At 71.0% G+C, this 17,682-nt stretch carries 16 protein-coding genes; 12 read left to right on the top strand and 4 right to left on the bottom strand.

All coding sequences use genetic code 11. The features are described from left to right. Positions 1-68: 68 nt before the first annotated feature. The 6 genes from H0E84_RS17150 to secF all read left to right on the top strand — a co-directional run bounded on the left by H0E84_RS17150 (position 69) and on the right by secF (position 7,436). Positions 69-1,742 carry an ABC transporter permease gene (locus H0E84_RS17150; RefSeq protein WP_219339807.1) on the top strand — a complete coding sequence of 558 codons (1,674 nt, stop codon included), beginning with the start codon at positions 69-71 and terminating at the stop codon, positions 1,740-1,742. Continuing rightward, on the top strand, positions 1,739-2,752 hold the full coding sequence (locus tag H0E84_RS17145) for an ABC transporter ATP-binding protein (RefSeq protein WP_180679870.1): 1,014 nt from the start codon (positions 1,739-1,741) through the stop codon (positions 2,750-2,752). The genes H0E84_RS17150 and H0E84_RS17145 overlap by 4 nt, the downstream gene beginning before the upstream one ends. Before the next feature lie 149 nt (positions 2,753-2,901). Then, a complete protein-coding gene (gene tgt / locus H0E84_RS17140) occupies positions 2,902-4,026 on the top strand; it encodes a tRNA guanosine(34) transglycosylase Tgt (RefSeq protein WP_180679869.1) in 1,125 nt (374 codons plus the stop codon). Positions 4,027-4,148: 122 nt separating this feature from the next. Beyond that, on the top strand, positions 4,149-4,487 hold the full coding sequence (gene yajC, locus H0E84_RS17135; RefSeq protein WP_180679868.1) for a preprotein translocase subunit YajC: 339 nt from the start codon (positions 4,149-4,151) through the stop codon (positions 4,485-4,487). A gap of 109 nt (positions 4,488-4,596) precedes the next feature. Then, complete coding sequence (gene secD, locus H0E84_RS17130; RefSeq protein ID WP_180679867.1) at positions 4,597-6,456, top strand: protein translocase subunit SecD; 1,860 nt, start codon at positions 4,597-4,599, stop codon at positions 6,454-6,456. 14 nt (positions 6,457-6,470) lie between these two features. Continuing rightward, a complete protein-coding gene (gene secF, locus H0E84_RS17125; protein ID WP_180679866.1) occupies positions 6,471-7,436 on the top strand; it encodes a protein translocase subunit SecF in 966 nt (321 codons plus the stop codon). A gap of 320 nt (positions 7,437-7,756) precedes the next feature. Here the strand turns inward: secF and H0E84_RS17120 are convergent, their stop codons facing one another. Continuing rightward, positions 7,757-8,587, bottom strand: a complete 831-nt coding sequence (locus tag H0E84_RS17120) for an inositol monophosphatase family protein (protein WP_180679865.1) — start codon at positions 8,585-8,587, stop codon at positions 7,757-7,759. A gap of 88 nt (positions 8,588-8,675) precedes the next feature. Between H0E84_RS17120 and H0E84_RS17115 the strand changes: the two genes are divergently transcribed. The 3 genes from H0E84_RS17115 (at position 8,676) to H0E84_RS17105 (ending at position 12,562) form a co-directional block, all read left to right on the top strand. Further along, on the top strand, positions 8,676-9,440 hold the full coding sequence (locus H0E84_RS17115; RefSeq protein WP_180679864.1) for an RNA methyltransferase: 765 nt from the start codon (positions 8,676-8,678) through the stop codon (positions 9,438-9,440). A 78-nt stretch (positions 9,441-9,518) separates the two neighbouring features. Beyond that, positions 9,519-10,445: a phosphate/phosphite/phosphonate ABC transporter substrate-binding protein gene (locus H0E84_RS17110; RefSeq protein WP_425600503.1), complete on the top strand. Its 927-nt coding sequence runs from the start codon at positions 9,519-9,521 to the stop codon at positions 10,443-10,445. Then, positions 10,442-12,562 (top strand): putative bifunctional diguanylate cyclase/phosphodiesterase, encoded by a 2,121-nt coding sequence (locus H0E84_RS17105; RefSeq protein WP_425600502.1) that lies wholly within the window; start codon positions 10,442-10,444, stop codon positions 12,560-12,562. Before H0E84_RS17110 ends, H0E84_RS17105 begins: the two co-directional genes overlap by 4 nt. A 24-nt stretch (positions 12,563-12,586) precedes the next feature. On the opposite strand, the gene H0E84_RS17100 is transcribed toward H0E84_RS17105, so the two are convergent. Beyond that, complete coding sequence (locus H0E84_RS17100) at positions 12,587-13,285, bottom strand: exopolysaccharide biosynthesis protein (RefSeq protein ID WP_180679863.1); 699 nt, start codon at positions 13,283-13,285, stop codon at positions 12,587-12,589. Continuing rightward, positions 13,275-14,585 carry a hemolysin family protein gene (locus H0E84_RS17095; protein WP_180679862.1) on the bottom strand — a complete coding sequence of 437 codons (1,311 nt, stop codon included), beginning with the start codon at positions 14,583-14,585 and terminating at the stop codon, positions 13,275-13,277. Before H0E84_RS17095 ends, H0E84_RS17100 begins: the two co-directional genes overlap by 11 nt. A 269-nt stretch (positions 14,586-14,854) precedes the next feature. Between H0E84_RS17095 and H0E84_RS17090 the strand changes: the two genes are divergently transcribed. Together H0E84_RS17090 and H0E84_RS17085 are read left to right on the top strand one after the other, a co-directional pair. Then, positions 14,855-15,481 carry a DUF47 domain-containing protein gene (locus H0E84_RS17090; protein WP_180679861.1) on the top strand — a complete coding sequence of 209 codons (627 nt, stop codon included), beginning with the start codon at positions 14,855-14,857 and terminating at the stop codon, positions 15,479-15,481. A 139-nt stretch (positions 15,482-15,620) separates the two neighbouring features. Further along, on the top strand, positions 15,621-16,748 hold the full coding sequence (locus H0E84_RS17085) for an inorganic phosphate transporter (protein ID WP_180679860.1): 1,128 nt from the start codon (positions 15,621-15,623) through the stop codon (positions 16,746-16,748). Between the two features lie 98 nt (positions 16,749-16,846). On the opposite strand, the gene H0E84_RS17080 is transcribed toward H0E84_RS17085, so the two are convergent. Beyond that, positions 16,847-17,257: a hypothetical protein gene (locus H0E84_RS17080; RefSeq protein WP_180679859.1), complete on the bottom strand. Its 411-nt coding sequence runs from the start codon at positions 17,255-17,257 to the stop codon at positions 16,847-16,849. A 46-nt stretch (positions 17,258-17,303) separates the two neighbouring features. Between H0E84_RS17080 and H0E84_RS17075 the strand changes: the two genes are divergently transcribed. Beyond that, positions 17,304-17,639, top strand: a complete 336-nt coding sequence (locus H0E84_RS17075) for an MGMT family protein (protein WP_180679858.1) — start codon at positions 17,304-17,306, stop codon at positions 17,637-17,639. Positions 17,640-17,682 lie beyond the last annotated feature (43 nt).

Raw genomic sequence — 17,682 nt, 5'->3', positions numbered from 1 at the left:
GTGCCGCAAGGACCGGACCAGCCGTGGGCACGGCCCGGCACCGGCGTGGCGGGCCCAGGGCGCCGGCGGTGACCCACGGCATCGCCGGGGCGCGCCGTCCAGACCCGTGGCAACTGGCGACGCTGGCGATCGCCGCGACGATGCTGCTCCCGCTGCTGGCGCTGCTGTGGACCGCTGCGCAGGGCAGCCAGGGGCTGTGGTCGCACATCGCGGTGTACGTGCTGCCGCGTTCGGCGCTCAATACCCTGGCGCTGCTGGCCGGGGTCGGGACGCTGGTGGTGGCGATCGGCACCGGAGCCGCGTGGCTGGTCACCGCGTACGACTTCCCCGGCCGGCGGGTGCTGGCCTGGGCGCTGCTGCTGCCGTTGGCGGTGCCGACCTACATCGTCGCCTTCGCCTACCTCGATCTCCTGCATCCGCTCGGCCCGGTGCAGGGCGCGGCGCGCGCGCTGCTCGGCTACGACAGCCCGCGCGATTTCCGCCTGCCGGACATCCGCTCGCTGGCCGGCGCGGTGCTGCTGCTCGGGTTCGTGCTGTACCCGTACGTGTACCTGACCACCCGGGCGATGTTCATGACCCAAGCCTCGAGCCTGCTCGAGGCGGCGCGCACCTTGGGCACCACGCGGGCAGCGCTGTTTCTGCGGGTGGCGCTGCCGCTGGCGCGCCCGGCGATCGCGATCGGCGCGGCGCTGGCGTTGCTGGAGACGCTCAACGACATCGGCGCCTCGGAGTTCCTCGGCGTCCAGACCCTGACAGTCGCGATCTACAGCACCTGGGTCACGCGCAGCGACCTGCCGGGCGCGGCGCAGATCGCCCTGGTCATGCTGGCGATCGTGGTGCTGCTGGTCGTGCTGGAACGCTACGGCCGCCGTCGCCAGCGTTACGCGGCCACCCAGCGGCCGCGGCCGATGCAGCCGCTGCGGCTGCGCGGCGGCGCGGCGGCACTGGCGCTCGGACTGGGCGCGATGCCGGTGGCGATCGGTTTCGCGATCCCGGCGGCGTCGCTGGGCTGGCAGAGCCTGGAGCGGCTGCGGCGCCATGGCGGCGCGACGCCGCAGTTGCTCGACAGCGCCGGGAACACCCTGGCGGTCGCGGCCGCGGCGACCGTCGCCACATTGCTTGCCGGGCTGGTCGTCGCCTGGGCGCTGCGATTGGCGCAGCGGCGCCGCAGGCCACTGCTGGCCGGCGCCGCCCTTCGGGTGGCCAGCCTCGGCTACGCGATCCCGGGTACGGTGCTGGCGATCGGCCTGCTGTTGCCGCTGGCATGGTTCGACGATGCCGCCAATGCGGTGCTGCAGGCGTTCGGCGGGGCGCCGCGGATGCTGCTGATGGGCTCGGCCACCGCCCTGGTGATCGCCTACGTGCTGCGCTTCCTGGCGATCTCCGCCGGCGGCATCGAGGCCGGGCTGACCCGCATCCCCGGTTCACTGGATCAGGCCGCGGCCAGCCTCGGCGAGCGCCCCGGCACCGCACTCGCACGGGTGCACCTGCCGTTGCTGCGGCCGGCGCTGGCGGCCGCCGCCCTGCTGGTGTTCGTCGATACGATGAAGGAGTTGCCCGCCACGCTGCTGCTCCGGCCGCTAAATTTCGAGACCCTGGCGACCCGGCTGTACGCCGAGGCGGCGCGCGGCACCTACGAGGAAGGCGCGGTGGCGGCGCTGCTGATCGTCGCCGCCGGACTGCTGCCGGTGATGCTGCTGGCGCGCGCGGGCTTGGGCTACGGCGGGGAGCGGCAGACATGACGACGCAAGACGATGGGCCGCTGCTGGAGCTGGAGCGGATCCGCGTCGGCTACCCGGCGCCGGGCGGCCTGCACGTGGTGGTAGACGAGTTGTCGCTGGCGCTGCGGCAGGGCGAGATCGGCTGCCTGCTCGGCGCCTCCGGCTGCGGCAAGACCACGGTGCTGCGCGCGATCGCCGGATTCGAGCCGGTCCGCGCCGGGCGCATCCTGCTGCAGGGCGCGGTGGTGGCCGATGCCGGCAGCGCGGTACCGCCCGAGCGTCGCCGGGTGGGCATGATGTTCCAGGACTATGCCTTGTTCCCGCATCTCACCGTGGCCGGCAACGTCGGTTTCGGCCTGCGGCGGCTGCCGCGGCCCGCGCGCGAGGCGCGGGTGGCGGCGATGCTGGAGCTGGTCGGGCTCGGCGGTTCGGCCGCCGACTATCCGCACGAGCTGTCGGGCGGCCAGCAGCAGCGCGTGGCGCTGGCCCGGGCACTCGCGCCGGAACCGGCGCTGCTGCTGCTCGACGAACCGTTCTCCAACCTCGACGTCGACACCCGCGGGCGTCTGGCCCATGAGCTGCGCGCGCTGCTGCGGTCGACCGGCGCCACCGCGCTGCTGGTCAGCCACGACCAGTCCGAGGCCTTCGCCATGGCCGACCGGATCGGAGTGATGGAGCAGGGCCGGATCCTGCAGTGGGACAGCGCCGAGGCGCTGTACCGGCGCCCGGCGCATCGCTTCGTCGCCGACTTCATCGGCCGCGGTGCGCTCGTCCCTGGCCCGGCCGTGGGCCTGGACGCGGAGCTCGAGGTGCTGTTGCGCCCGGAATGCCTGCTGCACGATCCGGAAGGTCCCATCCGCGGGGTGCTGGTAGAGGCCGGGTTCCGCGGGCCGCGTCATTTCGGCAGCGTTCGCCTGGAAAGCGGCGATGTGGTGGAGGTCGACCTGTCCGAGGCCGTGCCGCGCCAACCGGGGACCACGCTCGCGCTGCGGCTGGTGGAGGGCCCGCTGGTCGCCTTTCCGCGGCGCTGACGGGAAGGGCGGATCGGCGGTCTCCGGGTGCGCCTGGATGGAGACGCTCCCGGGTCGGAACGTTCGGGCCGTGGCCGGCTCCCATCGCCCGGCGCGATCCGCGACAATGGTCGGCCGCGCGCGTCGCAGCCGATCCGGTTTCCCTTCGCATGTCCCGAATGCAGTTCCAGCTGCTCGCCAGCGACGGCGCCGCGCGCCGGGGCCGGCTGACGTTCCCGCGCGGCACCGTCGAGACCCCTGCGTTCATGCCGGTCGGCACCTACGGCACGGTCAAGGGCGTGTTGCCCGACCAGCTGCGCGCGCTGGGCGCGCAGATCATCCTCGGCAACACCTTCCACCTCTACCTGCGGCCCGGGCTGGAGGTGATCGGGGCGCACGGCGGCCTGCACGGCTTCGCGCGCTGGGATGGCCCGATCCTCACCGACTCGGGCGGTTTCCAGGTGTTCTCGCTGGCGCACAAGCGCAAGATCACCGAGGCCGGCGTGACGTTCGCTGCGCCCACCGACGGCTCGAAGGTGTTCCTCGGGCCCGAGGAGTCGATGCATATCCAGAAGGTGCTCGGCAGCGACGTCGTGATGATCTTCGACGAGTGCCCGCCGGTCCAGGTCGACGGCCAGCCGGTCGACCGCGGCGTGGTCGAGCGCTCGATGGAGCTGTCGCTGCGCTGGGCGCAGCGCAGCCGGCGCGCGCATGAGGGCAACGACGCTGCGCTGTTCGGCATCGTCCAGGGCGGCGTGCACCATGACCTGCGCACGCGCTCGGCCGAAGGCCTGAAGGACATCGGCTTCGATGGGTACGCCATCGGCGGCCTGGCGGTGGGCGAGACCGAGGCCGAGCGCAACGCCATGCTCGAGCACACCTGCCCGCAACTGCCGGGCGAGCGGCCGCGCTACCTGATGGGCGTGGGCCGGCCGGACGACCTGGTGGAGGCGGTGGCGCGCGGAGTGGACATGTTCGACTGCGTGATGCCCACCCGCAACGCGCGCAACGGCCACTATTTCACTTCCACCGGCGTGGTCCGGGTGCGCAACGCGAAGTACGAGCAGGACCTGCGCCCGATCGAGGAGGGCTGCGGCTGCCCGGCCTGCGCCGGCGGCTACAGCCGCGCCTACCTGCGCCACCTGGACCGCTGCGGCGAGATGCTCGGCCCGATCCTGGGCACCCTGCACAATCTCTGGTACTACCAGTCGCTCATGGCCGGCATGCGCCGGGCGATCGCGGCGGGAACCTTCGCCGCCTTCCGCGAGTCATTCCACGCCTGCAAGACGCCCTGACGCGCCCCGGCGGGGCCCCGGGCGTCGCCGCGACCGCGCCACGCCGGGGCCCCGGGCCGGGAAAAGCGCCCCGGGGCGGCCGCGTGGCATAATTCCCCGCTATTTTCGTCACGGACCTGCCGATGAACCTGCTGGACTTCCTGATCGCCCCCGCCCACGCCGCCGCCGGCGCGCCGGCCGGGCCGAGCATTCTTTCGACCCTGATGTTCCCGCTGATCCTGATCGCGATCATGTACTTCCTGCTGATCAGGCCGCAGATGAAGCGCGCCAAGGAGCACAAGGCGATGCTGGAGAAGCTGTCGGTGGGCGACGAGGTCATCACCGGCGGCGGCATCGCCGGCACGGTGCGGGCGATCGGCGAGAGCTTCGTGACCGTGGAGATCGCCGACCGCGTCGAGATCCGCGTGCAGAAGGGCTCCGTCGGCAACGTGCTGCCGAAGGGCACGCTCAAGTCGGCCTGATGCCTTCGGCGGGCGGCGGCGGCGCGCAAGCCGGCCGTCCGCGCGATCCGCCGCAGGTCCCCCTTCCTCCTAGGCGCCGGTCCGTCGACCCCGCGCGCAGGGCTACGCAATGCTCGAGTTTCCCCGCTGGAAGTACGTCCTCATCCTGATCGTGGTGCTGGGCAGCATGCTGTTCGCGCTGCCCAACATCTATCCGCAGGACCCCTCCGTGCAGATCACCGCGCAGCGCGGCGCCGTCGTCGACGACGCGCTGCGGGAACGCGCCGAGGGGCTGCTTCGGGAGGCGGGGGTGAGCCCCAAGGCGATCGACCAGGGCGAGGACAGCCTGCTGGTGCGCCTGCCCGACCTGGACGCCCAGACCGCCGCCGCCGACGCGCTGCGGGCAGGGATGGGCGAGCGCTACACGGTGGCGCTGAACCTGGCGCGCACGGTGCCGGACTGGCTGACGTCGGTCGGCGCCAATCCGATGATGCTGGGCCTGGACCTGCAGGGCGGCGTGCATTTCGTGATGCAGGTCGACCAGCAGTCGGCGCTGGACAAGCGCGCCGAGGCCTACGCCGAGGAGGCGCGGGTGACCCTGCGCGAGAACCGCATCCGCTATCAGTCGGTGGAGCGACGCGGTAGCGGCGCGATCGTCGCCACCCTCGCGCCCGATGCCGACCTCGACGCCGCCCTGTCGGTACTGGCCGCGGCGCAGCCGGCGCTCAACCGCGAGCCCGACGGCAACCGCATCGCCATTCGCTTGCCGCAGGCGGAGCTGGACCAGATCGCGCGCGACGCGATCGACCAGAACATCACCACGCTGCGCAACCGCATCGACGAGATCGGCGTGGCCGAGCCGGTGATCCAGCGCCAGGGCGAGGACCGCGTCGTGGTGCAGCTGCCGGGCGTGCAGGACACCGCCGAGGCCAAGCGCATGATCGGCGCCACCGCCACCCTGGAGTACCGCGCGGTGCTCGATGGCGACGCCTACGGCGCGGTGCAGAGCGGCATCGTCCCACCCGAGGGCAGGATCTACCATCACCGTCGCCTGGGCGCCGACGGCAAGCCCATCCCCTACATCCTGAACCGGCGGGTGATCGCCTCCGGCGAGGAGATGGTGGCCGCGCAGTCCACCTACGACGAGAACGGCCTGCCCGCGGTCAGCGTCACCCTGAACGCCAGCGGCGGCAAGCGCATGTTCGACTTCACCAGCCTCAACGTCGGCAAGCCGATGGCGGTGGTCTACATCGAGCGCGTCCCGCAGGTGCGGATGGTCGACGGCGAGGAAGTGCGTACCTTCCGGGTCAGCGAGGAGATCATCAGCGTCGCCAACATCAACGGCGTGTTCGGGCGCCAGTTCCAGACCACCGGCCTGGAGAAGCAGGAGGCCGACGACCTGGCCAGGCTGCTGCGCTCGGGTTCGCTGGCGGCGCCGATGGACTTCATCGAGGAGCGCATCGTCGGCCCGAGCCTGGGCAAGGAGAACGTCGAGCGCGGCGTGACCGCGGTGCTCTACGCGTTCCTCTTCACCCTGGTCTTCTTCATGGCCTACTACCGCATGTTCGGCCTGGTCACCTGCGCGGCGCTGCTGCTCAACCTGCTGATCGTCGCGGCGGTGATGTCGATCTTCGGCGCCACCATGACCCTGCCGGGCTTCGCCGGGCTGGCGTTGTCGATCGGCCTGTCGGTGGACGCCAACGTGCTGATCAACGAGCGCATCCGCGAGGAGCTGCGCAACGGGGTGCCCCCCAAGGCGGCGATCGCCGGCGGCTACGACAAGGCCTCCAGCTCGATCTTCGACGCCAACATCACCGGCGTGCTGGCGGGCGTGGCGCTGTACGCGTTCGGCACCGGGCCGCTGCGCGGCTTCGCCATCACCCTGGTGGTCGGCATCCTGGCCTCGATGTTCACCGCGCTCACCGTGACCCGCGGCATCGTCACGCTGATCTATGGGCGCCGCAAGAAGCTCAAGTCGCTGGCCATCTGACGGGACACACGCATATGAAGATCTTCCCGCTCAACCTGATTCCCAGCGGTACCAGCATCGACTTCATGCGCCTGCGCTGGGTCACCCTGGCGCTGGCCCTGGTCGCATTCGCGGTGGCGATGGGCGCCATCGCCGTCAACAGCTTCAATTTCGCCCTGGACTTCACCGGCGGCACCGCGGTCACGCTGCGATTCCAGCAGCCCGCCGACGTCGACTCGGTGCGCGCGCGCATCGCCGAGGCCGGGCATCCCAACGCCCAGGTGCAGACCTTCGGCAGCGGCAGCGACCTGCTGGTGCGCCTGCGCGCCGAGGAAGAGCAGCTGACCGTCGACCAGAACAGCCAGCTCATCCAGCAGGTGCGCGAGGCGGTCAGCACGCCCGAAAACCCGGTCGAGGTGCTCGGTAGCGAATCGATCGGCTCCCAGGTCAGCGCCGAGTTGGCCGAGAAGGCCACCGAGGCGGTGCTGTTCGTGCTGGTCGGCTTCCTGATCTACATCGGCTTCCGCTTCGAATGGAAGTTCGCGGTGGTGGCGTCGCTGACCACGTTGTTCGACGTCGGCGTGGTGGCGGGATACTTCGCCCTGAGCGGGCGAGAGTTCGATCTCACCGTGCTGGCCGGCCTGCTCGCGGTGATGGGCTTCTCGATCAACGACACCATCGTGGTGTTCGACCGCGTGCGCGAGAACTTCCGCGCCATGCGCGCGCCGCCGCTGGAGGTGTTCAACGCCTCGATCAATCAGACCCTGTCGCGCACCATCATCACCTCGGCGGTGTTCTTCCTGTCGGTGCTGGCGCTGTACCTGTACGGCGGCGGCTCGCTGGAGGGCCTGGCGTTGACCCAGATGATCGGCGTGGTGGTCGGTACCCTGTCCTCGATCTTCATCGCCTGTCCGCTGCTGACCGTCGGTTTCCTGAAGGTCACCAAGCAGGACCTGCTTCCCAAGGCGCGCGACGAGGCGGCGCTGGCCAGGCGGCCGTGACCGCCGCCGCCTGATCCCGATCCGCATCGGCGCCTGTTCCGTCTGTCAGGGCGTCCGGTGCCGTGTTTCCCGTAGGAGCGGCCCATGGCCGCGAGAGCCGCGGGCGGTTCCGATGGAGGTGGCGGTGATGCCGGGTTTGGGCGCCGGCGCCTGCCTTCGCGTGCATGGCACGCCCCGGCAAGGCCTCGACTGCGCGCCGGGGCACCCGCGCTTCCGGCGCCGGGGCGGCCTACGACCGCGAAGGATGCGGGCGGTTCCGGCGGGAATGACCGCGAGGCCGGGCCCCGATGACGCCGCCGCCGTCCGCTCCCAAACGGCGCCTAGGCGAAGGCTCGCGCGTAGCCCGACGACACGATGGTCTTCTGCAGCGGCTCGGTGATGCGGACGTTGCCGGCCAGCAGCTGGCGGCCGGCGGTACCGCGCGCGTCCATCGGGCCGGTGCCGGCGCCGCGGAAATCGCTGACCTTGCCGCCCGCCTCGCGCACCAGCAGCACGCCGGCGGCGATGTCCCAGGGCTTCACCCCGGCCTCGAAGTAGGCGTCGACGCGGCCGCAGGCGGTGTAGGCCAGGTCCAGCGCGGCCGAGCCGGTGCGGCGCACGTCCTCGGCCTCGCGCAGCAGCTCGCGGATGCACTCGAGCTGGGCGCCGGCGCGCTCGCGCTCGCGCGGCGGGAAGCCGGTGGCCAGCATCGCCCCGGCCAGTTCGCGGCGCTCGCCGATGCGGATGCGGCGCTCGTTGAGCTGTGCCCCGCCGCCGCGGCTGGCGGTGAACAGCTCGTTGCGCAGCGGGTCGAAGATCACCCCGTGCAGCGGCTCGCCGTTCTCGACCAGGGCGATCGATACGCACCAGTGCGGAAAGCCGCGCAGGTAGTTGCTGGTGCCATCGAGCGGGTCGATCACCCAGGTGTAGCGGCTGGCGCCGCGGTTGCCCTTTTTCGCGCCGCCCTCTTCGCCGAGGATGGCGTAGTCGGGATTGGCGCGGTGCAGTTCCTTGATCACCTCGGCCTCGGCCAGGCCGTCGACCTCGCTGGCGTAATCCATGCGGTCCTTTTCGACCACGTTGAGCGCGTCGAGCCGGTGCATGTGCCGCAGCAGCACGTTGCCGCCGGCGCGGGCCGCCTTGACCATGACGTTGACGGCTGGTTTTTGCATCGCGGAAGGCTCCGGGCGCGGCAGGGGCGGGCAGGGGAAAAGAACGCGCCGGCGCAGCGGCCGGCGCGCGCAGTTTACCATTGGCGGCATGCAGCCCACCCCACGGCCCGCCGAACGCATCCGCATCGTCCTGGTCGGCACCCAGCACCCGGGCAACATCGGCGCCGCGGCCCGGGCGATGAAGACCATGGGATTGTCGCGGCTGGCGCTGGTGGCGCCGCAGCGTTTCCCGCACGCCGATGCCGAAGCGATGGCCGCCGGGGCGGGCGACGTGCTCGAGGGCGCCGAGCGCCACGACGACCTGGCGGCCGCGGTCGCCGACTGCCGGCTGGTGCTGGGCTGCACCGCGCGCGACCGCCGCATCGCCCTGGAGCAGCTGGCGCCGCGCGAAGCCGCGGCCCGGGCGGTGGAAGCGGCCGCGGAACCGGTCGAGGTGGCGCTGGTGTTCGGGCGCGAGCGCACCGGGCTGGAGAATGCGGAACTGCAGCTCTGCCATGCCGCGGTGCACATACCCACCGACCCCGGCTACAGCTCGCTGAACCTCGCCGCCGCGGTGCAGGTCCTGGCCTACGAGCTGCGCCTGGCGATGTTGGCGGAAGCCGGCGCCGCTGCGGCCGGCACCGCGCGCGGCGAGCCCCCGGCCAGCCACGCCGAGATGGAGGGCTTCTTCGCCCAGCTCGCCGATACCCTGGACGCCATCGATTTCCACAAGGGCCGGACCCCGGAGGCCGCCATGCACAAGTTGCGGCGGCTGTTCCTGCGCAGCCGGCTGGACGCGCGCGAGGTACGGCTGCTGCGCGGGGTGCTGGCCGACGCCCAGCGCATGGCCAGGCTAGCCGGCGACCGCGAGTGACGCGCCGCCCGCGGAAACGCTGTCGTGGCCCGGGCATTTCCGCTAGTCTCGCGCTGCCGCCACGACGATGAAGCCAGCTTGACCACGACCGCCCGCCAGCTGTGCCGTCTGTTGTGCGGACTGGTCCTCGCCGCGGCGGCTGCGCTTCCCGCCGCCGGTTCAGATCGCCACGTGCTGGTGCTGGGCCGGATCACCGACGATCCCGCTGCGCACTACGAGCAGCTCAGGCCGCTGCTCGACTACGTGGTGCCGCGCATGGCCGACGTCGGCATCCGCGAGGGGCGCATCCTGATGGCGCGCGACCATCAGCAGATGCAGAGCTACCTGCGCCGGGGCCGCGTCGACTGGGTCACCGAGACCTCCGCCAGCGCGATGCTGCTGCAGCAGCGCGCCGGCGCCGTGCCGCTGCTGTTGACCGAGCGCACCGGCGTCAGCCACTACCGCACCGTGTTCTTCGCCCGCCGCGACAGCGGCATCGACTCGCTGGACGACCTGCGCGGGCGCAGCGTGGCGTTCCAGAGCCGCGCATCCACCAGCGCCTACTTCGTGCCCGCCGTGGAACTGCTGGAGCGCCGGCTGCCGCTGGAGATCCTGCTCTCGCCGCTGGACCGTCCCCCCGTGGACACGGTCGGCTACCTGTTCGCTCGTTCGGAAGCCAACATCTCCACCTGGGTGCACAAGCGTCTGGTCGACGTCGGCGCCATGAGCAACCTCGATTGGGACAATCCCCGGTCGACGCCGCATTCGTATCGTCACGATCTCAGGATCCTGCACCAGACCCCCGACTACCCCCGCGCGCTGGAGATGGTGCGCGGCGACCTGGACCCGGCGGTCCAGGCGCGGCTGCGCGAGGTGCTGCTGGAGGCGGCCGACGACCCCGACGCCGCGGAGGCGCTGCTGGGGTTCTTCCAGACCACCCGTTTTCTGGCGCTGGACGCGGAGACCGCGCGGGGGCTCGACTACCTGCGCAAAGCGGTGGCGCGGGTGAGCGCGGAGATCGAATGAGCATGCGCTACGGCCTGTACGCGCGCTCGGTCACGGTGCTGCTGGCGGCCATGCTGATCACGCTGGCGGTGATCGTGCTGATCCTGCAGCGACAGGACGAAATGCGCGAGGAGATGCTGGCCCACAGCCGCGACTCCCTGCACGGGCTGGCCTTCAGCCGCCTGCGCGCGCATGGCGAGGGCCAGGCCGAGCACCTGGCCGCCAGCCTGGTCAATCCGCTCTACTACTTCGACCTGGATGCGATCGGCGCGGCCATCGCCCATGTCCAGCGCCAGCCGGACGTCGACTACGTGATCGTCTACTCCGCCGCCGGCGAGGTGATCCACGACGGTTCCCGCGACATCGCCACCTACGGCCAGGCGATGGCCGACGCCTTCGCGCCCGACGCGGTCGCTGCCGATGCGGTGCGCGTACAGAGCGACGAACGCGTGTTCGACGTCGCGGCGCCGGTGTGGATCGGCGAGGAGAAGCTCGGCGGGGTGCGGATCGGCTACTCGCTGGCCTCGGTGCGCGCCGACGAGCATCGCGCCACCGCGGCGCTGCGCGACAGCCTGCTGGAGATCGGCCGCCGCCACCTGCAGTGGGTGGCGCTGCTGCTCACCGCGCTGGTGCTGCTGGGGGTGGCGATGAGCTTCATCGTGCAGCGCGCGCTGGTGCGCCCGATCCGCCAGCTGGCCGAGGCCGCGCGCGAGATCGAGGCCGGCAACTTCAGCGCGGAGGTGCCCGCGAGCCGGCGCAACGACGAGGTCGGCGACCTGATGCGCGGCTTCAGGCGGATGGGCGAGAGCATCGTGCGCCACGATCGCGACATCCGCCGGATGGCCTACACCGACAGCCTGACCGGGCTGGCCAACCGCCTGGCGTTCCGTGAGATCCTCGACCAGCGCATGATCCAGTCGCAGGGCGCGGCGCGGCGCCTGGCGCTGCTGTTCACCGATATCGACGATTTCAAGCGCGTCAACGACACCCTCGGACACGACGCCGGCGACGAGGTGCTGATGAGCTTCGCCGAGCGCATCCGCACCACGGTCGAACGCGAGGGCGGCGACGGCGCGCTGCTGGCGCGTTTCGGCGGCGACGAGTTCGTGGTCCTCGTCGAGGCGATGGAGGGCGACATCCGCGAGATCGCCAGCCGCCTGGCCGGGCGCCTGGTCGAGGAGGTGGGACGGCCGATCGTGATCGAGCAGCGCCAGGTCTTCCTCGGGATCTCGATCGGCGTGACCCTGTTTCCCGAGGACGCCTCGGGCGCCACCATGCTGATGAAGAACGCCGACATCGCCATGTACCAGGCGAAGCTGGCCGGCAAGAACTGCTACCGCTTCTACAGCCGCGCCATGGACCAGGCGGTGGAGCGGCGGGTGCGCATGGAACAGGACCTGCGCGGCGCCTGGGAGCGGGGCGAGCTCAGCCTGGTCTACCAGCCGGTGTTCCGCATGGCCGACAACCGCCTGCTCGGCGCCGAGGCGCTGCTGCGCTGGAAGCATCCGACCCAGGGCATGGTGGCGCCGTCGATCTTCATCGAGGTGGCCGAGCAGAGCGGGCTGATCGAGACCCTCGGGCCGGCGGTGCTGCGCGCCGCCTGCATCGACGCCACCCGCTGGCATCGCGAACTCGGCCACGACGAGCTGTTCGTCGCGGTGAACGTGTCGCCGCGCCAGTTGCGCGCCGGCAACCTGGCGCGCCAGGTGGAGGACGTGCTGCGCGAGACCGGCATGGCGCCGCGGCGCCTGCACCTGGAACTGACCGAGACCGCGGTGATCGGCGACGAGCTGCACATCAGCAGCCTGCTCGCCCGCCTGCGCACGTCCGGGGTGCAGGTATGGCTGGACGATTTCGGCACCGGCTTTTCGGGGCTGAGCCACCTGCGCCGGGTGCCGATCGACGGGGTCAAGATCGACCGCAGCTTCGTCGCCGACGTGCTGCGCGACCCCGACGACCTGGCGCTGACCACCGCGATCATCGCCATGGCGCACTCGCTGGGCATGACCGTGGTGGCCGAGGGCGTGGAGCAGGAGGGCCAGTTCGAGGTGCTGCGCGAGCGCGGCTGCGACCTCGCCCAGGGCTACTGGCTGGGCCACCCGATGAGCTCGCAGGAGCTGGCGCGGTTGATCGGCTGATCGCCGGACGGTTGCGGAGCCGGATCAGAACAGCATCGAGATCCAGTTCGCGGCGGCCGCGACCAGCGCGCCGCTGAGGATTCCGAACACGGCGATCGCGATCACCCCGAGTACCCAGGCGCCGAGCATGAGCGCGCCATCGCGCTCCAGCAGGGCGAGCGCGTAGACCAGCAGCAGCGCGCCGAACAGGTAGTTGGTGAAGGGGATCGGCAGCGCCAGCAGGACGCCCAGCAGCACCAGCAGCAGGCCGGTGAACATCGTGGCCGCGCGGTGGGCGATCACCCAGGTCAGGCGCGGCCGGACCAGGTGTTCCAGACGCTCGAGCCACGGCGAAACGCGGCGCTCGAAGCGCAGCAGGGTGCGGCGGTGCGGCCCGCGCCGGGAGATGAACCGCGGCAGCCACGGCCGCCGCAGCCCGGCCAGCAGCTGCAGGCCGATGAAGACCGTCAGCGGGCCGGCGATCGCCCCGGCGAGGCCTGGGATGGGAATGAAGGACGGCACGACCGCTATGAACAGCAGCATCCCGAACACGCGCTTGCCCAGGCCCGACAGCAGCTCGCTTAGCGCCAGATGCTCGTCGGGGTCGCCGACCGCGTAGGCCGCCAGCAGCGCGCGCACGCCGGCCTCTGGCGAGGCGTGCCAGCGCCCGTGTCCGGCGCCGGAGCCGGAGCCAGAGCCAGAGCCGGAGCCGGAGCCGGAGCCGGAGCTTTCCTCATCGGTCATCGTCGGCGTCCGCCTCCGGCGGGGGCTGCAGCAGCAGCTTGTCCACGCGTGGGCCGTCCAGGTCGACCACCTCGATGCGCCAGCCGTTCCACTCGAACCATTCGCCGGTATTGGGGATGCGGCCGAAACGGGCGATTACCATGCCGGCCGCGGTGTGATAGTCGTGTTCGTCCTCGCCGGGCAGGGGGCCGCCGCCGAGCAGCTCGCGCACGTTGTCGACGGTGAGGCCGCCGTCGACCAGCAGCGAGCCGTCGTCGCGCACGGTGACCAGCGGGGTGGCGTCGGCGCCCTCGCCGGTCTGGGTGCGGCCGATCACCGCCTCGAGCAGGTCGTTGACGGTGATCAGGCCGGTGACGTCGCCGTACTCGTCGACCACCAGCGCCAGCGACTGCTGCTCCTCGCGAAAGATCTCCAGCAGCTTCAACGCGGGCGTGGATTCGGAGACGAACAGGGTCTCGCGCAGATACTTGAACAGGTCGAACTCGCGCTCGTCGATGCGGTCGATCAGCGACTTGACCTCGAGCACGCCGAGCACGTCGGCGTCGCTGTCGCGATACACCGGATAGCGCGAGAACGGCGTGCGCCGCATCACCGCCAGGTTCTCCTCGAAGCTCTCGCCGGCGTCGAGCCAGGCGACGCGGGTGCGCGGGGTCATCAGGCTCTCGGCGCTGCGATCGCCCAGGCGCAGCACCCGGTTCATCATGTTGCGCTCGTCGGTGTCGATCACGCCTTGCTCGTGGCTCTCGCTGACCAGCAGGCGGATCTCCTCCTCGCTGACGTGGGCGGCCTGGGTGTCGGCCAGGCGAAGCAGGCGCAGCGCGCCGCGCACGCTGGCGCTGAGCAGCCATACCGCCGGGGTGGCGATGCGGGCGATGGCGTGCATCGGCAGGGCCACCCCCGCGGCCAGGCGTTCGGGCGCCAGCAGGGCCAGGCGCTTGGGCAGCAGCTCGCCGAGCACGATGGTCAGGTAGGTGATCAGGCCCACCGCCAGCACCAGGCCGATGGTCGGCGCGTACTCGGCGAACATCGGGACCGCGGTGCCCAGCCACGCCCCGATCGAGTGGCCGATCGCCTTGCCGCCGAACATGCCGGTGAGGATGCCGATCAGGGTGATGCCCACCTGGACGGTCGACAGGAAGCGCTCGGGGTGCTCGGCCAGCTCCAGCGCCCGGCGCGCGCCGCGGCTGGCCGAGGCCTGCTGCTTCAGCCGCGCCCGGCGCGAGGTGACCACCGACATCTCGGACAACGCGAAGAACGCGTTGCAGACGATCAGCGCGAGGACGATCAGGAATTCCAGCATCGGCCGGAGTCCGGGGGCGGGGCGGGGCGGGGGGCCGGAGCGCTGGGGAGGCGGAGCGGAAGCCGGAGCGGCGGTCTGGAGTCGTCGTCCATCGTGTTCGGCGGCGCGGCAGCGCGGCTGGAAAGCATAGCAGGGGCGGGGCGGCTGCAGCCCGGCAGCGGCGGGTCGGGGCGGCGAATATGACGGAAACGGGCAATTCCGTCATCAAAGCTTCATAATCCGCGCCCGGAAGCCCCGGCGGCCCGCCGGGGGGCATCGAAAGGTCCACCATGCTCTCCCTGCAAACCATCTTCGGCCGCGGCAACCAGTTCTACAACCTGCTCGAGGAGGCGGCGGTGGCGGCGCACGACGCCGCGCGGGCGCTGCACGAGATGCTGCGCGAGTCGGACCGCCAGCCGGCCCTGGACGCCTTCCGCCTGGCGCGCCTGCGCGAGCGCGAGGTCTCCAACCGGATCAGCCAGGAACTGGTGGACAGCTTCATCACCCCGATCGAGCGCGAGGACATCGAGGCGCTGGGCTCGGCGCTGTACAAGATCCCCAAGCAGATCGAGAAGTTCGCCGACCGCTACTCGCTGGCCATCCAGCACCTGGAGCACATCGACTTCGCGCCGCGCGCGGCGATGCTCGAGCAGGCGGCCGGCGTGGTGGTGAAGATGGTGCGCGACCTCAAGCGGATGAAGCTCGAGCCGATGAAGGCGATGGGCGACGAACTGCGCACGATCGAGAACGAGGCCGACCGGCTGATGCTCGAGCTCTACGGCGACATCTACTCCGGCAAGCTCGATCCGCTGCAGATGTTCCTGCTCAAGGAGTTCTTCGAGATCCTCGAAAAGGCCATCGACCGCTGCCGCGAGGCCGGCGTGGTGGCCTACGAAATCGTGCTGAAGAATTCTTGATGGACATCTTCCGAGCTCGCCGATGGCCGGCTTCGGAACGGCAGGCATCGGCTCCGCCGATGCCTGTGCGCCATTCCTCCACGACCCCGGTCCCGCCGCTGCGCGGCGGGACCGTCCCCTTGAGTCAAGGGGGCCATGAATGCTGACTCTGGTCCTGATCGTGGTGCTGACCGCTCTGGTGTTCGAATACATCAACGGCTTCCACGACACCGCCAACTCCATCGCCACGGTGGTCGCCACCAAGGTGCTCTCGCCGATGCAGGCGGTGGGCATGGCGGCGGTGATGAACCTGATCGGCGCGCTGGCGGGCACCGCCGTTGCCAAGACCATCGCCTCGGGGCTGATCGACGCCGGGGTGGTCGACGTCGGATCGCAGTTGATCCTCTGCGCGCTGCTGGGCGGCATCGTCTGGAACCTGATCACCTGGTGGTGGGGGCTGCCGTCGTCGTCCTCGCATGCGCTGATCGGCGGCCTGATCGGCGCCGCCCTGGCCGCGGCGTCGATGGATTTCGACGTGGTGATCTGGTCGCGGCCGGCCGAGCCGGTGTGGCAGAGCGCCGGGGTGCTGTGGAAGGTGATCGTGCCGATGGTCAGCTCGCCGGTGCTCGGCTTCATGGCCGGCTTCCTGATGATGGGCGTGCTGTTCTTCGCGATCGCGATGATGGCGCGGTCCGGCGGCTGGCTGGCGCGGATCGCGCGGCCGCGCTGGGTGAACGCTTTCTTCGGCAAGAGCCAGATCGTCAGCGCCGCCAGCATGGGCTTCGCCCACGGCATGAACGATGCGCAGAAGACCATGGGCATCATCGCCCTGACCCTGATCAGCGCCGAGGCGGCCGGCACCATGGACGCCCTGCCGGCGCTGCTGGCGTTCCTGCACCCGTCCGAGGCGGCGCTCGCCGAGGGCGACATCGACCTCTGGATCAAGATCACCTGCGCCCTGGTGATGGCCGCCGGTACCGCCGCGGGCGGCTGGCGCATCATCAAGACCCTGGGCCACAAGCTGGTCAAGCTGCACCCGATCCACGGCTTCGCCGCCGAGACCAGCGCCGCGTCGGTGATTCTCGGCGCCTCGGCGCTGGGGATCCCGGTCTCGACCACCCACAACATCTCCGCGGCGATCATGGGCGTGGGCACCGCCAAGCGCCTGAACGCGATCAAGTGGGGGGTGGTGAACAAGATGATCTGGGCCTGGATCCTGACCATCCCGATGTCGGGGGGGATCGCTTTCGGCCTGTTCCGGCTGCTCCAGTGGATGGGCTGGGTCTAGAAAGGGGGCTAAAAAAGGGGGCAGGTTCAATTTTCCTCGAGGAATGGCGCCGCCTGAACCTGCATAGGGGAAAACTGAACCTGACCCCTTTTTTTCCCCTACAGCAGGTCGCCGTCGGCCGACAGCGCGCGTTCCAGGCGGTCTCCCATGCCGCCGATCTCCAGCACCAGGCGGCCAAGCTCGGCCGCGTCCAGGCTGCTGTAGGGGCGGTTCTCGCACAGCTGCAGGTAGGGCACCCCGTCGAGGTCGCCAACGGCGAGGTAGCCCACCCGGCTCTCCCAGTTGAACGCCAGCGCGCGGCGCGCGTCGACGCCGGTGGTCGGCGCGATCACCGTGCTCACGCGCAGGTACTCGCGGCCGTCGTCGTCCTGCAGCTCGGACAGGAAGATCGCCTGGTGGCGGCGGCCGCTGTCGAGCGAGAGCTCGACGCAGATCACGTACGGCTCCTGCATGGTGATGCGGAAATCGGCGCTGCGGAGGTGGCTGCGGACCTGTTCGAAGTTCTGCATACGCTTGCGGTGCCCGGAGTGGATCGTGCCGTTATCCTAATGCCCCATGGACCAGCTGTCTGCCGAGGCCCGCATCCTCGCGGCGATCCGCGCGATCCCGCGCGGGCGGGTCGCCGGCTACGGCGAGGTCGCGCGGCGTGCCGGGCTGCCCGGCCGCGCGCGCCTGGTGGCGCGCATCCTCGCCGGCAACGGCGACGACGCGCTGCCCTGGCACCGGGTGCTGCGCAGCGACGGCCGCATCGCCTTCGCCGAGAACAGCCGCGGCTGGCGCGAACAGGCGCGGCGCCTGCGCGCCGAGGGCGTGGAAGTGGTGCGGGGCAGGGTGCGCATGGTGCGGCCCGACGCCGACCTCGACGCCGCGCTCTGGGGGCCTTCGGCGTGAGAAAAAATGGGGTCAGAGTCGTTTTTCCCCCAAGAAGCCGCCC

The sequence above is a fragment of the Luteimonas salinisoli genome (assembly GCF_013425525.1).
GTDB lineage: Bacteria > Pseudomonadota > Gammaproteobacteria > Xanthomonadales > Xanthomonadaceae > Luteimonas > Luteimonas salinisoli.
The sequence above is the reverse complement of the archived record's forward strand: the minus strand, read 5'-3'. Positions and strand labels throughout refer to the sequence as shown.

Excerpts from the sequence above, each read along its gene's own strand:
- H0E84_RS17145 (WP_180679870.1), top strand. The coding sequence starts at position 1,739 with ATGACGACGCAAGACGATGGGCCGCTGCTGGAGCTGGAGCGGATCCGC.
- tgt (WP_180679869.1), top strand. The coding sequence starts at position 2,902 with ATGTCCCGAATGCAGTTCCAGCTGCTCGCCAGCGACGGCGCCGCGCGC.
- yajC (WP_180679868.1), top strand. The coding sequence starts at position 4,149 with ATGAACCTGCTGGACTTCCTGATCGCCCCCGCCCACGCCGCCGCCGGC.
- secD (WP_180679867.1), top strand. The coding sequence starts at position 4,597 with ATGCTCGAGTTTCCCCGCTGGAAGTACGTCCTCATCCTGATCGTGGTG.
- secF (WP_180679866.1), top strand. The coding sequence starts at position 6,471 with ATGAAGATCTTCCCGCTCAACCTGATTCCCAGCGGTACCAGCATCGAC.
- H0E84_RS17120 (WP_180679865.1), bottom strand. The coding sequence starts at position 8,587 with ATGCAAAAACCAGCCGTCAACGTCATGGTCAAGGCGGCCCGCGCCGGC.
- H0E84_RS17115 (WP_180679864.1), top strand. The coding sequence starts at position 8,676 with ATGCAGCCCACCCCACGGCCCGCCGAACGCATCCGCATCGTCCTGGTC.
- H0E84_RS17105 (WP_425600502.1), top strand. The coding sequence starts at position 10,442 with ATGAGCATGCGCTACGGCCTGTACGCGCGCTCGGTCACGGTGCTGCTG.
- H0E84_RS17100 (WP_180679863.1), bottom strand. The coding sequence starts at position 13,285 with ATGACCGATGAGGAAAGCTCCGGCTCCGGCTCCGGCTCCGGCTCTGGC.
- H0E84_RS17095 (WP_180679862.1), bottom strand. The coding sequence starts at position 14,585 with ATGCTGGAATTCCTGATCGTCCTCGCGCTGATCGTCTGCAACGCGTTC.
- H0E84_RS17090 (WP_180679861.1), top strand. The coding sequence starts at position 14,855 with ATGCTCTCCCTGCAAACCATCTTCGGCCGCGGCAACCAGTTCTACAAC.
- H0E84_RS17085 (WP_180679860.1), top strand. The coding sequence starts at position 15,621 with ATGCTGACTCTGGTCCTGATCGTGGTGCTGACCGCTCTGGTGTTCGAA.
- H0E84_RS17080 (WP_180679859.1), bottom strand. The coding sequence starts at position 17,257 with ATGCAGAACTTCGAACAGGTCCGCAGCCACCTCCGCAGCGCCGATTTC.
- H0E84_RS17075 (WP_180679858.1), top strand. The coding sequence starts at position 17,304 with ATGGACCAGCTGTCTGCCGAGGCCCGCATCCTCGCGGCGATCCGCGCG.